Annotated in this window: 12 protein-coding genes; 7 read left to right on the top strand and 5 right to left on the bottom strand. The window is 61.7% G+C overall.

The window, feature by feature from the left end; all coding sequences use genetic code 11:
• Positions 1–23 precede the first annotated feature (23 nt).
• On the top strand, positions 24–1181 hold the full coding sequence (locus P7F28_RS19430; RefSeq protein WP_277186217.1) for an MFS transporter: 1158 nt from the start codon (positions 24–26) through the stop codon (positions 1179–1181).
• Between the two features lie 24 nt (positions 1182–1205).
• Here P7F28_RS19430 and P7F28_RS19425 read toward each other — a convergent pair whose 3' ends face one another.
• Genes P7F28_RS19425 through hmgA form a run of 3 tightly spaced genes read right to left on the bottom strand, consistent with a single transcriptional unit; the run spans position 1206 to position 5168 of the window.
• Positions 1206–2543, bottom strand: a complete 1338-nt coding sequence (locus tag P7F28_RS19425) for an MFS transporter (RefSeq protein WP_277186216.1) — start codon at positions 2541–2543, stop codon at positions 1206–1208.
• A 13-nt stretch (positions 2544–2556) separates the two neighbouring features.
• Positions 2557–3846 carry a fumarylacetoacetase gene (fahA, locus tag P7F28_RS19420; RefSeq protein WP_277186215.1) on the bottom strand — a complete coding sequence of 430 codons (1290 nt, stop codon included), beginning with the start codon at positions 3844–3846 and terminating at the stop codon, positions 2557–2559.
• A complete protein-coding gene (gene hmgA, locus P7F28_RS19415; protein ID WP_277186214.1) occupies positions 3843–5168 on the bottom strand; it encodes a homogentisate 1,2-dioxygenase in 1326 nt (441 codons plus the stop codon). The genes fahA and hmgA overlap by 4 nt, the downstream gene beginning before the upstream one ends.
• 213 nt (positions 5169–5381) lie before the next feature.
• Between hmgA and P7F28_RS19410 the strand changes: the two genes are divergently transcribed.
• The 6 genes from P7F28_RS19410 to P7F28_RS19385 all read left to right on the top strand — a co-directional run bounded on the left by P7F28_RS19410 (position 5382) and on the right by P7F28_RS19385 (position 11038).
• Positions 5382–6209, top strand: coding sequence for an EAL domain-containing protein (locus tag P7F28_RS19410; protein WP_277186213.1), 828 nt, complete (start codon positions 5382–5384; stop codon positions 6207–6209).
• A gap of 262 nt (positions 6210–6471) precedes the next feature.
• A complete protein-coding gene (gene dalD / locus P7F28_RS19405) occupies positions 6472–7854 on the top strand; it encodes a D-arabinitol 4-dehydrogenase (protein ID WP_277186212.1) in 1383 nt (460 codons plus the stop codon).
• Between the two features lie 147 nt (positions 7855–8001).
• Entirely contained in the window at positions 8002–9483 is a 1482-nt protein-coding gene (xylB, locus tag P7F28_RS19400; protein ID WP_277186309.1) for a xylulokinase, read from the top strand.
• A 23-nt stretch (positions 9484–9506) separates the two neighbouring features.
• The gene (locus tag P7F28_RS19395; protein ID WP_277186211.1) at positions 9507–9749 is read left to right on the top strand and encodes a DUF4160 domain-containing protein; all 243 of its coding nucleotides are present in this window, start codon (positions 9507–9509) and stop codon (positions 9747–9749) included.
• Positions 9733–9987 (top strand): DUF2442 domain-containing protein, encoded by a 255-nt coding sequence (locus P7F28_RS19390; RefSeq protein WP_277186210.1) that lies wholly within the window; start codon positions 9733–9735, stop codon positions 9985–9987. Before P7F28_RS19395 ends, P7F28_RS19390 begins: the two co-directional genes overlap by 17 nt.
• A gap of 103 nt (positions 9988–10090) precedes the next feature.
• A complete protein-coding gene (locus P7F28_RS19385) occupies positions 10091–11038 on the top strand; it encodes a sugar-binding transcriptional regulator (protein WP_277186209.1) in 948 nt (315 codons plus the stop codon).
• 16 nt (positions 11039–11054) lie between these two features.
• Here P7F28_RS19385 and P7F28_RS19380 read toward each other — a convergent pair whose 3' ends face one another.
• Together P7F28_RS19380 and P7F28_RS19375 are read right to left on the bottom strand one after the other, a co-directional pair.
• Positions 11055–12209, bottom strand: a complete 1155-nt coding sequence (locus tag P7F28_RS19380; protein WP_277186208.1) for an ABC transporter ATP-binding protein — start codon at positions 12207–12209, stop codon at positions 11055–11057.
• Positions 12210–12258: 49 nt separating this feature from the next.
• The gene (locus P7F28_RS19375) at positions 12259–12972 is read right to left on the bottom strand and encodes an HAD family phosphatase (protein ID WP_277186207.1); all 714 of its coding nucleotides are present in this window, start codon (positions 12970–12972) and stop codon (positions 12259–12261) included.
• Between the last annotated feature and the right edge of the window lie 3 nt (positions 12973–12975).

Below are 12975 nucleotides of genomic sequence, written 5' to 3'. Positions count from 1 at the left end.
ATAGTTTTGTGGTCGGGTAGTGGATGAAGGGTGTTCTGTCGAAGGATTTTCTGGCTCTGATTTTGAGCGTCGCGGTGGTCGGACTCGGCCTCGGCGCGACGCTTCCGCTCACCGCGCTCGCACTCACGCAAGCCGGACATGGGAGCGATATCGTCGGCATCATGACGGCGATGCAGGCGGGCGGCGGACTCGCCATCGCGCCGTTCGCCAGCCGCATCGCCACGCGATACGGCGCGCGCGAGACGATCACCGGCACGGTGGTCGTCGCTGCGTTCGCGACCATCGCGATGCAGTTTTCCGGCAACCTGTGGCTGTGGGCGTTGCTGCGTTTTCTATGCGGCGCGGCGCTGATGCTGCTGTTCACTATCGGCGAAGCATGGGTCACGCAGCTTGCCGATGACACCACGCGCGGGCGCGTCGTCGCCATCTACGCGACCAATTTCACGCTGTTTCAGATGATGGGCCCGGTGCTGGTCAGCGCGATCGGCCACTGGCCATCGATGCGCTTCGCCATCTGCGGCGCGATCTTCTTGCTGGCGCTTCCTGCGCTTGCGATGATCCGCGTCTCGCCGCACGCGCTTGATTCCGACGAAGGCGAGCACGGCGACTGGCGGCAGGTGTTGCCGCGCATGCCGGCGCTGGTGATCGGCACCGGCTTTTTCGCATTATTCGATACCCTCGCGCTTTCCTTGATGCCTTTGTTCGCCATCTCGCACGGTATCGCTGCGAACGTCGGCGTGCTGTTCGCCTCCGCCATCCTCCTCGGCGATACGACGATGCAGTTTCCCATCGGCTGGCTGGCGGATCGGATCGGGCGCGCGAAGGTGCATGCGGGCGCGGGCGTTGTCGTCGCGTTGGCGTTGCCCTTGTTGCCGTGGGCGGTGAATCATCCGTGGGTGTGCTGGCCGCTGCTGTTCGTGACCGGCGCGGCGGCGGGCAGCGTTTATACGCTGTCGATCGTGGCGTGCGGCGAGCGCTTTCGTGGCGCGGCGCTGGTGACCGCTACGGCGATCGTCGGGGCATCGTGGAGTACGGCGAGTTTCGGCGGGCCGATTATCGCGGGAGCGTTGATGGAGCGCGTCGGCGCGGATGCGCTGATTGCGGTGTTGTTTGTGGCGGTGGTGGGTTTTTTGGGTGCGGCGTGGTGGGAAGGGCGCGACGGCGAAACTCGAAGAAACTGAGCGACGCCGTCGAAGCAAAACCCCTCACGCCGCCTGCACCACCCCACCCTTCTCCCGACGCACGATCGCGAGCAGCACCACCAACGCCGCCGAACATGCCACCGGCACCGCTGCCGCATGAAACAGCGCGACGTTGCTCCATCCGAGCGCGATCATCTGTCCGCCGACGAGCGGTCCTATCACCGATCCGACTCGCCCGATGCCCAGACTCCAGCCGATACCCGTCGATCGCAACGTCGTCGGATAGTAATGGCCCGCGAGCGCATTGACCGCAGGTTGTCCGCCGACGATGCAAAAGCCGCTCGCGAATACCGCGACGAACAGCCAGAGCTGCACATGCGCGACACCGCCGATCATGCCGACGCCCACTGCGCCGATGCCAAAGCACGCGAGCAACACCCGCACGAAGCCGAATCGTTCGATAACCCATCCGAGCGACAAGGTGCCCACTACGCCGCCCGTTTGAAGCAACGTTCCGACGAGCACCGCCATGCCGGGCGAATAGCCCGCATCGCGCATCACGGTCGGCAACCAGTTCGACAGGAAGTACAAGTCGATCAAATTCATAAAGCTGATCGCCCAAAGGATCAGCGTGACCGGTCCGCGTCCCGCGCGGAACAATTCGGCAACCGGCGCGCCGCCGCTCGCCTTCTCGCGCACCACGAGCCGCGTGGCGTCGTCACTTTTCAGAGAGGGATCGAACTTCGCGAGCCAGGCGCGCGCACGCGATTCGCGACCTTTGAGCACCAGAAATTGCAGCGATTCCGGCAGCGCGGCGATCATCGCCAATGAAAGCAGCAGCGGCACCGCGCCGCCGATCCAGAACACCGAGCTCCAGCCGAACGCGGGAATCAGCGCCGCGCTCAGAAAGCCGCCGAGCGCCGCGCCCAGCGTGAAGCCGCACGATACGAGCATCATCCGCTTCACGCGATGCGCCGGGCTCGAAAACTCGCCGACCAGCGCCATCGCGTTCGGCATGATGCAGCCGAGGCCGAGTCCGGTGATAAAGCGCAGGATCGTCAGCACGGTGAGGTCTTGCGTGAACGCGGTGGCGATCATCGACAGGCCGAAGAACAGCGTCGATCCGATCAGCACCGGACGACGCCCGATGCGATCCGCCAGCACCGACAAGCCCAGTGCGCCCAGCAGCATGCCGAACAAACTGGCGCTGAATACCGGACCGAGCGCCGCTTTCGACACATGCCAGTCCGCGATCACGGCTGGCGCGACGTAACCCATCGCCTGCGCGTCGAAGCCGTCGATCACGAGGCACAGACCGCATAGCGCAAGCAGCATCCACTGAAATCCGGGCCGATGCGCCTCGCCCAGCACGCGCTCGACATCGATCGTCGTCTCTCTCATGTCCGTGTCCTTTTTATTGCGCGTGCGCTGCGAGAATCGTCCCTAGGCACTCTCCAAATCCCACGCGATACCCCGCTCCCTGACACCATCCCGCGATTGTGATTTCATCGCCATCCTGAAGAAATGCGCGCTCGCCGCCCTCTTCCAGCTTCACAGGCCGCTGACCGTTCCACGTGCTTTCCAGCAAACTGCCGCACGAATCCGGCGTCGGTCCGCTGATCGTGCCCGAGCCCATCAGATCGCCGACGCGCGTGTTGCAGCCCGATACCGTGTGATGCGCAAGCTGCTGCGCCATCGACCAGTACATCAGCTTGAAATTGGTCCGCGTGATGGTCGTCGGCTTCGATGCGCCCTCGGCACGCAGCGACACTTCCAGTTCGATATCGAACGCGTGATCGCCATCGTGCTTCAGATACGAAAGTGGCTCGGGCGATTGCACAGGCGTGGCGACACGGAACGGCTCCAGCGCATCGAGCGTGACGATCCACGGGGAAATGGTCGTTGCGAAACCCTTGGAATTGAACGGACCCAGCGGCACGTATTCCCACTGCTGAATATCGCGCGCGCTCCAGTCGTTCAGCAGCACCATGCCGAAGATGTGCGCTTCGGCATCGTCACATGCAATCGGTTCGCCCAGCGCATTGCCCTGTCCGATGACAAAGCCCGTCTCCAGTTCGATATCCAGCTTGCGACACGCGCCGAACACCGGCCGATCATCCGTCGGCAACTTCAACTGCCCGTTCGGCCGACGCACCGGCGTTCCACTCACCACCACCGACGACGCGCGCCCGTTATACCCAATCGGCATCTCCGACCAGTTCGGCAGCAACGCATTCTTCGGATCCCGAAACATCGATCCGACATTGGTCGCGTGTTCCTTCGACGAATAGAAATCCGTGTAGCCGGGAATCTCCACAGGCAGATGCATCGTCGCGTTCGATTGCGGCACGAGCGCGCGGCGACGCAGATCGGCGTTATCGCGCAAAGTCGCGTTGCCTTGCGCGAGCAACGCGCTCAACGCGATCCGCACCGAACGCCACGTTTCCCGACCCAGCGCGATGAAATCGTTCAGACGCGGGACATCGAACGCGGCGTGCGTGTCGAGCAAATCGGCGCTTTGCAGCACCGAAAGATCGACGATCCATTCACCGATCGCCACGCCCGCGCGCGGCTTCATATTCACTTCGTCGCTGAACACGCCGAACGGCAGATTTTGAATCGGAAAGTCGCTCGAAGGATCGTTGGCGGAATCGATCCAGCTTTTGAGTGCAGGCGAGAGCGTGGCCTTGAGCGCGTCGTTCATCGTTGTTCCGGGTTGAAGTGTTTTGTGAGGCCCTGCCAGCATTCGTAGTAATGCGCCTGCAATTGCGCGGTTTCGAGCGCGAATTGCGTCGGCTTGATCAGCGTGCGCGTTTCGAACATAAAGGCCATCGTGTCGCCGACTTTCGCGGGCTTCGTCGTATCGATATGCGAGGCTTTTTCGAATGTGCCCGCGTCCGGTCCGTGGCCCGACATACAGTTGTGCAGACTCGCGCCGCCGGGCAAAAAGCCTTCGGCCTTGGCGTCGTACACGCCGTGCACGAGTCCCATAAACTCGCTCGCCACATTGCGATGAAACCACGGCGGCCGGAACGTATCTTCCGCGGCGAGCCAACGCGGCGGAAAAATCACGAAGTCGATGGTATCGACGCCGGGCGTATCGCTCGGTGATTGCAGCACGAGGAAGATCGACGGATCGGGATGGTCGTAGCTGATCGAACCGATGGTGTTGAAGTGGCGCAGATCGTATTTGTACGGCGCGTAGTTGCCGTGCCACGCGACCACATCGAGCGGCGAATGGCCGATCTGCGCGCGCCACAGCACGCCGTTCATCTTGGCGACGAGTTCGAAGTCGCCTTCGCGGTCTTCGTACGCGGCATTCGGCGTCAGGAAATCGCGCGGATTCGCCAGTCCGTTCGAGCCGATCGGTCCCAGATCCGGCAACTGCAACAGCGCGCCAAAGTTCTCGCAGATATACCCGCGCGCTTCGCCATCGGGCAGCGTCACGCTGAAACGGACGCCGCGCGGAATCACCGCGATCTCGAACGGTTCGATATCCAGCTTGCCGAGTTCCGTGAAAATCGCCAGCCGCCCCTGCTGCGGCACGATCAGCAATTCGCCATCGGCGCTGTAGAAAAAGCGGTCGTGCATCGGCCGATTCGCGGCGTAGAGATGAATCGCGCAACCGTTCATGGATTCCGCCGCGCCGTTTCCCGCCATCGTCACCCATCCATCGATGAAGTCCGTCGGCGTGGTCGGCATCGGCAGCGGATCCCAGCGAAGCTGATTCGGCGGCGTAGGCGGCACCTCCGCGAAATTGGCGACGAGTTTGGCGCGGCCAATCTGCGTGAACGGCATATGCACCGCCGCCGGCCGTATTCGATACAGCCACGAACGACGGTTATGCGCGCGCGGCGCGGTGAACGCGGTGCCGGAAAGCTGCTCGGTGTAAAGGCCGTAAGCCGCGCGCTGCGGCGAGTTGCGGCCGATCGGCAGCGTGCCCGGCAGCGCCTCGGTGGCGAAATTGTTGGCAAAGCCGGACTGGTAATGCCGATTGGCGTCCGTGTGCGTCTCGAACGTGGGCATGATCGGGAACCTCAGGAAAGAAAGCCGTGGTCACAATGTTTTACGCATAGTAAAACGAATTACGATTAGTGAAATAGCTCGTATACCCTTAATCGACGTCATGAGCCGCGCATATCAATATGTGGATTTGGTGGATGACGTGGCGGCACTCGCTGATACCATCGTCGGAAACTCCAATCACAAACGCATCCACCTCCGAACGCTCAGAACGACATGATCTCCCCGTCTCTTCCCGAACTCGTCGCCCGTGCACGGCAGCATCCGTTTCTGGGCGCGCATATCGTGGAAGGCTCGGGCGAACACGCGCAGCAGGCCATCGCGCGGCATGGCGCGATGACGATTGCGAGCGCCTACGAGCCGATTTTCGATGTCGGCACGCATAGTTTTCCGCAGGTATTGACTGCATCGCCGGAAAGCGCCGAGCGATTCGGCGACGAGCTGGGCGTTCAGGCAATCACGCTGATCGAAGGCGATGCGCCGCCCGATCCGTTCGCGCAGACCGATGACGATCGCGAGTTGGTGACGCTTGATCGTTTAGCGCGTGCGCTGCATGCGTTCAATTTCTTCGGGCCGCAGCGGCATGGGCTGTTGTTCCTGCGCGTGCATGAACGTCTGCTCAAGAGCGTGAAATACGATCACGGACTGCACTTCTCGTCCGTGTTGATGGAGTTCGGCATGAGCCCGTCGCGCGTGGTGATCGAATTGCCGGCGGCGGCGGTGGCGCACAAGACCTTTCTTGGCTATCTGACCAAGAGTTATCAGCACTACGGATTCAAGGTCGCGGGCAATCTGCCGAACGCCGGCCAGATCATGGCCTTTGCGGACGCGCCGCGCCCCGATTTCATCAAGATGGATGCCAGCGCGGCGCTGCGCGATTCAGTGGTGAAGCATCTGGTGGCGTACGCGCATCGGCTGAAGATTCCGCTGATCTTCTCGAACGTTTCCGATGAAGCGCAGTTCAATGCGCTTCAACAGTTCGATGTGCATTTCGTGCAGGGACCGGTGTTTGATGCGCATCCGGTCCACGCGCAAGTTCGATAATCCCACACGCGCAGCATCCCCATCCGGGTTATTCCCGATCTTCTCCCGCACAAACCGCACACGTCGAGGCGCGCGAATTGCGATGTCTTCGACGGCATCCGCGCGCCTTGACTTTCGCTCTTGCGGATACCATTATTCGAACATTCGACCAACAAACGAGCAAATGCTCGGTCTAGAACCGCTCAAGCCGCCGCAGAGCGCGTCAAACGCATAGCGTCGTCCGCACAGAACGGACGCCTGCCCATTCAGAGGAAGACACGATATGAATAGCGAAGCCAACGTGATCCTGCACATCGGCGCCGGTTCGTTTCATCGCGCGCATCAGGCGTGGTATCTGCATCGGCTGATCGAGACGGGCGAAGCGAACTGGTCGCTCAGCATCGGCAATATTCGCGGCGATATGAACGCCGTGCTCGAAGCGCTCGCCGCGCAGAACGGCGAGTACACGCTCGAAACCGTTACGCCCAAAGGCGAGCGCGAATACGAAACCGTGCGTGCGATCCGCCGCGTGGTGCCCTGGTCCGCCGATCTGAACGCGCTGATCGAAACGGGCGCATCGCCGGAATGCAAGATCGTGTCCTTCACGGTGACCGAAGGCGGCTATTACCTCGACGAACACGACAAGCTCGATACCGCCAACGCCGATCTCGCCACCGACCTCAAAGGCGGCAAGACGACCATTTACGGCGCGCTCGCCGCCATCCTCGATGCGCGCATGAAAAACGGCGCGGGCAAAGTGTCGCTGCAGAACTGCGACAACCTGCGCAGCAACGGCGACCGCTTCAAGAAAGGCATGCTGGAGTTCCTGCAATTGCGCGGCGAAACCGCCCTGCGCGACTGGATGATCGCCAACACGTCATCGCCTAATTCGATGGTGGACCGCATCACGCCGCGCCCGACTCCGGACGTGGCCGAGCGCATCAAGGCCGCGACCGGTTTCGACGACAAAGCGCCGATCATGGGCGAGAAGTTCATTCAGTGGGTGATCGAGGATAACTTCATCGCGGGGCGGCCGGCGTGGGAGAAGGTCGGCGCAGAGATGGTGGAATCGGTGCATCCGTATGAGGAGGCGAAGATCCGCATTCTCAACGCGAGCCATAGCTGCATCGCGTGGGCGGGGACGCTGGTCGGCCTGCAATATATCCACGAAGGCACGCAGGACATGGAAATCCGCGCCCTCGCCGATGCCTACGTCACCGAAGACGTGATTCCGTGCCTCACGCCGAGTCCGCTCGATCTGGCGAAGTATCGCGATATCGTGCTGGATCGGTTCAGCAATCCGCATATCAAGGACACGAATCAGCGCGTCGCCGCCGATGGCTTTTCGAAGCTGCCCGGCTTTATCGCGCCGACCATTTCCGAATGCTTCGCGCGCGGCGTCGATCCGGACGCCACCGCCGTGCTGCCCGCGCTGTTCTTCCGCTTTCTCGAACGCTGGCACGAAGGCAAGCTGCCCTACGCGTATCAGGACGGCGTGATGGACCCGGCCGTTGCGCACGCGTTCTTCGAATCCGCCGATCCGATCAAGGCGTTCACCGCCGACAAGCTCCTGTGGGGCAGCATGGCGGGCAGCGACAAGCTCGAACGCGTGATCCGCGGTGCGATCGGCCGTGTGGATGCGTGGCTCGCCAACCGGCCTGCATAACGCTGTTTCCGCGCGTACTTCAAAGCGCCGCGCCGCTCGGGTATTGTGCCCATGGCGCGGCTTCGCGCGTGGCGTTAAATTAGCGCGACCGTTCTTCCGCTTCCTTCTGCCGGACATCGCGTGCCGGCATCGATCAAGGGTCCGTTCATGTACTTAGGCATCGACCTCGGCACATCCGAAGTGAAAGTACTGTTGCTTTCGAGCGATGGCAGCGTCATCGGCACGGCGGGCACGCCGTTCACGGTCTCGCGTCCGAAGCCTCGCTGGTCCGAACAGAATCCGCTCGACTGGTGGGAAGGCACGCGCGCGGCGTTGTTCAAGCTGCGCGAACAATTCCCGAAAGCGTTCGCGGCGATTCGCGGCATCGGCCTGTCGGGACAGATGCACGGCGCCGTATTGCTCGATTCCACCGATCGCGTGCTGCGTCCCGCGATACTTTGGAACGATATGCGCAGCGACAAGGAATGCGCCGAGCTTTATGAGCGCGCGCCGAATCTGCACGAGATCGCCGGCAATCTGGCGATGCCCGGTTTCACCGCGCCGAAGCTGCTCTGGGTCGCGCACAACGAGCCGGAAATCTTCAATCAAACCGCCTGCGTGCTGTTGCCGAAGGACTATCTGCGCATGCATCTGACAGGTACGAAGGTGTCGGATCCATCGGATGCCGCTGGCACGCTTTGGCTCGATGTCGCGCGTCGTGACTGGTCGGATGAGTTGCTTGCTGCATGCAGCATGTCGCGGCAGCAGATGCCGTCGCTTGCGGAAGGCAGCGAGCCATCGGGCATGCTGTTGCCGGAGCTTGCGCGCGAGTTCGGTCTGCGCGACGACGTCGTGGTGGCGGCGGGCGGCGGTGACAATGCCGCGAGCGCGGTCGGCATCGGCGCGACCGATCCGGGCGATGGCTTTTTGTCGCTGGGCACATCGGGCGTGCTGTGCGTGATCGGCGATCGCTTCCGGCCGAATCCGGCGTCGGCCGTGCACGCGTTCTGCCATGCGATTCCGGATCGGTGGCATCAGATGAGCGTGGTGTTATCGGCGGCGAGTTGTTTGCGCTGGGTCTGCAAACTCACCTCGACCGATGAGCCGACTTTGCTTGCCGAAGTCGAAGCCCTTCCCGCCGATGTCTTATCGTCCGCGCCGTTGTTTCTGCCTTATCTCAGCGGCGAACGCACGCCGCATAACGATCCGTACGCGCAAGGCGTGTTCTTCGGCATGACGCACGCAACCGATCGCGCCTTGCTCGGCTATTCGGTACTCGAAGGCGTCACGCTTTCCTTGACCGATGGACTCGATGCACTCGAATCCGCAGGCACTCAAGCCCGCGCGTTGTCGATGCTCGGTGGCGGCGCACGCAGCGCGTACTGGGCGCAAATGTTCGCCGACGCATTCGATACCCCGACGCGCACGCACGGCGGCGGCGAAACCGGCGCGGCCTTGGGCGCGGCGCGACTCGGCTGGCTCGCAGCGGGCGGCGATCCGGCTACGGTGCTGGCGAAACCGGCCATCAAACAAGAGTTCATTCCGAATGCCGCGCGGCATGAGCAACTGCGCGCGCGGTTGAAGGGATTCCGCGAGTTGTATCAGCACGTGCGGCCGTTGTTCGATCCGGCGCGGCCGCGGTTGGCTTGAGTTAAGGAAGTAGAGAGTTTTTGATGCCGACGGTATTTCGATACAAGGGTGTACGATTTCACTTTTACTCCAACGAAGGGAATCCGAGGGAACCACTGCATATTCATGCAAGTGGCGCAAACGGCGAAGCCAAATTCTGGCTTCGGCCGAACGTGCACGTTGCAAGCAGTACCGGATTCGACCGACGCACGCTTTCCGAACTGTTGTTATTGGTCGAAGAGCGTCGCGAAGAAATAGAGAGATCCTGGAATGAATACTTCGGCTAAAGCGATTCGATTCGACGATTACACGATGTGGGTCGAACTCACGGACGGTCGCACGCTCGGAGTGCCGCTGGCCTGGTTTCCCCGCTTGCTGCACGCTACGGCGGAGCAACGGCAGCGTTACGAAATCAGCTACAGCGGAATCGGCATCCATTGGCCGGACGTTGACGAAGATATTTCGGTTGATGGGCTGCTCGCGGGCCGCGGTGATGTCACGCGTGTACCGCCGCGCGCCGCGTGAACAAAAATTAAACAGATTCGTTTGAGCACGTGGTTTCCGGGAAAAACCACCAAACGGCAAAATACGAACTAAAACTAATAGAAAACCAGAACACATAGACCTCGTGCCCAAATCCAACGAAAAACTCGATCTCGCGACGCGAGCCGCGTGGCTCTATTACGTCGCTGGCAACACCCAAAACGAAATCGCCGAAAAGCTGCAGATTTCGCGTCCGGTGGCGCAGCGGCTGGTCGCGTTCGCGGTCGAGAAAAACCTGATTCGCGTGCGCGTCGATCATCGCATCGCGGACTGTCTGTCGCTGGCGAAAGCGCTGTGCGATCGCTATGGCCTTGCCATGTGCGAAGTCGTGCCGATCGATGGCGATGAAAAGGAACAGGTGGATCGAAAACTCGCGGTCGCGGGCGCGCAAGTCATGGAACGCTATCTCGTCGATGAGAAACCGCTCGTCGTGTCCATCGGCAGTGGACGGACGCTGAAGGCCGCGGTCGCGCAGATCGCGCAACTGGAACGGCCGCAGCATCGATTCGTGTCGATGGTCGGTGCAATTGCGCAGGATGGATCGTCGAATCGATACGACGTCGCGCAGCAGTTATCGGAGAAGACCGGCGGCAAGCACTTCATGCTGCCCGCGCCACTGATGGCCGATAGCGAAACCGAGCGCGCGCAGTGGGTGAATCACCGGTTGTATCGGATCGTCGAGGATTTGGCGCAGCAGGCGGATGTGTCGTTCGTGGGAATCGGCAATGTCGGGCCGAACTGTCCGCTGCATGAGGATGGTTTTATCACGCGCACGGAAGTGGATGAAATGATGCAGGCGGGCGCCGTCGCCGAGTGGTTGGGATTGCCAATCAATGCGAGCGGCACGCGGGTGAAATCGAATGCCGGTGCACGCGTGACAAGTCTCAGGCTCGATTCGCCGCCGCAGCGTCCGACGATCGGATTCGCGGGCGGACAGCGCAAGCAGGAAGCGCTGATCGCAGCGCTAAAAGGGAAATGGCTTTCCGGTTTGGTGACCGATGAGCTGTGCGCGAAGGCGGCGCTCGAAAGCTAACCGCCTTCACTGGAGTTCAAGCCCGCGCAGCCGCTACCGGATGCGTCGGATTTTCTCTCACCCACGCCGCCACCACATTGCGCTTGAACGCCTGCCCTTCCGCGTTGAACAGATGGCAGTGATCGGGCGCGGTGCCCAGGCGAATTTGCGTACCGCGCGCGTGCTTTTCCAGCGGCGGAATCCGCGAAATGATGCCATCGGGTGCAACCGGCGTTTCGGCGTAGAGATACGCTGCATCGCCGAGCGTTTCGACCGTTGATGCCGTCGCCGTCAAACCGTAGTCGCCCGCTTCAACCGAATTCGGCTGCAAATGCTCGGGGCGCACGCCGACAGTGACCGCATCGCCGGGCTTGGCGTTGCCAGGCAGCACGCCGACCAGTTGCGTCTCGCCCGTCGCGTATTTGACCAGCACGCCATCGTTCTGGACTGAAGCCACCGTGCCCGACAAGAAGTTCATCTTCGGCGATCCGATGAAACCCGCGACGAACTTGTTCGCCGGTGCGTGATACAACTCGTTAGGCGTACCAACCTGTTCGATATTCCCCGCTGACAGCACCACGATCTTGTCCGCCAACGTCATCGCTTCGACCTGATCGTGCGTGACGTAGATCATCGTGGTCTTGAGGTCGTCGTGCAGGCGCGCAAATTCCAGGCGCATCTTCACGCGCAACGCAGCGTCGAGGTTCGACAACGGTTCATCGAAGAGAAAGACTTTTGGCTTGCGCGTAATCGCGCGGCCAATCGCCACGCGCTGGCGCTGACCGCCCGACAATTGCTTCGGCTTGCGATCCAGCAAGTGATCGATATGCAGAATCTTCGCGGCATTTTTCACCGCCGCATCGATCGCGGGCTTCTTCTCGCCCGCGAGTTTGAGGCCGAACGCCATGTTGTCGTACAGCGTCATATGCGGATACAGCGCATACGACTGAAACACCATCGCGATGCCGCGTTTCGCGGGTGGCAGTTCGTTCACGCGCGCGTTGTCGATCATCAGATCGCCCGCGCTGATATCTTCGAGTCCCGCGATCATGCGCATCAGCGTGGACTTGCCGCAGCCCGACGGTCCGACGAACACGACAAACTCGCCGTCGTTGATGTCGAGGTTGATGTTGCGCATCACTTCGGTTTCTTCGTAACGCTTTGCGATATTCCGCAGTGTCAGGCTAGCCATGATGTGTCTCCTTGATGCTTATCTCGCGGCTTGCTGCCGCGTGTCCACGCTATCGAATTTCGAACGTCGTGTTCGCGAGCCATTGCTCGACGAGCACGGGCAGCCGCTTCATATCGTCGAATACCACTTCCGCGCCCACGCGCTGCAACGCGCCCATCTGCGATTCAGTCGCATGTCCGCCGCCGATGAAACCCAGCACCGTCATGCCCGCCGCCTTCGCCGCCGTCACGCCGGTCACGCTGTCCTCCACCACGAGACAACGCAGCGGATCGACACGCATTGCGCGCGCTGCGGCGAGGTACACGTCGGGCGCAGGCTTCGGGTTCTCGACCATGTCGGCGCAGAAACGTCGATCGCCGAAATAACGCACGAGGCCGGTGCGATTCAGCACGCTTTCCACGTAGTTCGAAAAGCTGTTGCTCGCACATGCCTTCTCGAACGGCACGGCCGCCAACGCTTCCGCGATACCCGGAACCGTCGGCGCTTGCATCGCCGCTACTTCGACCGCGCGGCGGATCGATATCACCTGCTCGTGCGTCAGCGTTCTGCCGACCGCGTCCGCCGCACTCGCCAGCACGGCTTCGATGCGCAGTCCCAGCAGCGGCAGCAGCACCGGTTCGACATCGACGCCGGGCCACAGCGCTTCCAGTTCGGTGACGAGCATATGCGCCGCCACCGCTTCGCTATCGATCAGGACACCGTCGCAATCGCAGATCAGCAGTCGGTCTTCGAGGCTCGCTTCTCTCGATGGAGTGAGGTTCACGTA

The organism is Caballeronia sp. BR00000012568055 (assembly GCF_029439455.1).
Lineage (GTDB): Bacteria > Pseudomonadota > Gammaproteobacteria > Burkholderiales > Burkholderiaceae > Caballeronia.
Note: the sequence above shows the minus strand (reverse complement) of the source record. Positions and strands in the feature narration are given on the sequence as shown.

What these genes read in the sequence shown, in the direction of transcription:
- P7F28_RS19390 (WP_277186210.1), top strand. Translation starts at nt 9,733, where the DNA reads ATGAATACTTCGGCTAAAGCGATTCGATTCGACGATTACACGATGTGG.
- dalD (WP_277186212.1), top strand. Translation starts at nt 6,472, where the DNA reads ATGAATAGCGAAGCCAACGTGATCCTGCACATCGGCGCCGGTTCGTTT.
- P7F28_RS19380 (WP_277186208.1), bottom strand. Translation starts at nt 12,209, where the DNA reads ATGGCTAGCCTGACACTGCGGAATATCGCAAAGCGTTACGAAGAAACC.
- P7F28_RS19430 (WP_277186217.1), top strand. Translation starts at nt 24, where the DNA reads ATGAAGGGTGTTCTGTCGAAGGATTTTCTGGCTCTGATTTTGAGCGTC.
- xylB (WP_277186309.1), top strand. Translation starts at nt 8,002, where the DNA reads ATGTACTTAGGCATCGACCTCGGCACATCCGAAGTGAAAGTACTGTTG.
- P7F28_RS19425 (WP_277186216.1), bottom strand. Translation starts at nt 2,543, where the DNA reads ATGAGAGAGACGACGATCGATGTCGAGCGCGTGCTGGGCGAGGCGCAT.
- P7F28_RS19395 (WP_277186211.1), top strand. Translation starts at nt 9,507, where the DNA reads ATGCCGACGGTATTTCGATACAAGGGTGTACGATTTCACTTTTACTCC.
- fahA (WP_277186215.1), bottom strand. Translation starts at nt 3,846, where the DNA reads ATGAACGACGCGCTCAAGGCCACGCTCTCGCCTGCACTCAAAAGCTGG.
- hmgA (WP_277186214.1), bottom strand. Translation starts at nt 5,168, where the DNA reads ATGCCCACGTTCGAGACGCACACGGACGCCAATCGGCATTACCAGTCC.
- P7F28_RS19410 (WP_277186213.1), top strand. Translation starts at nt 5,382, where the DNA reads ATGATCTCCCCGTCTCTTCCCGAACTCGTCGCCCGTGCACGGCAGCAT.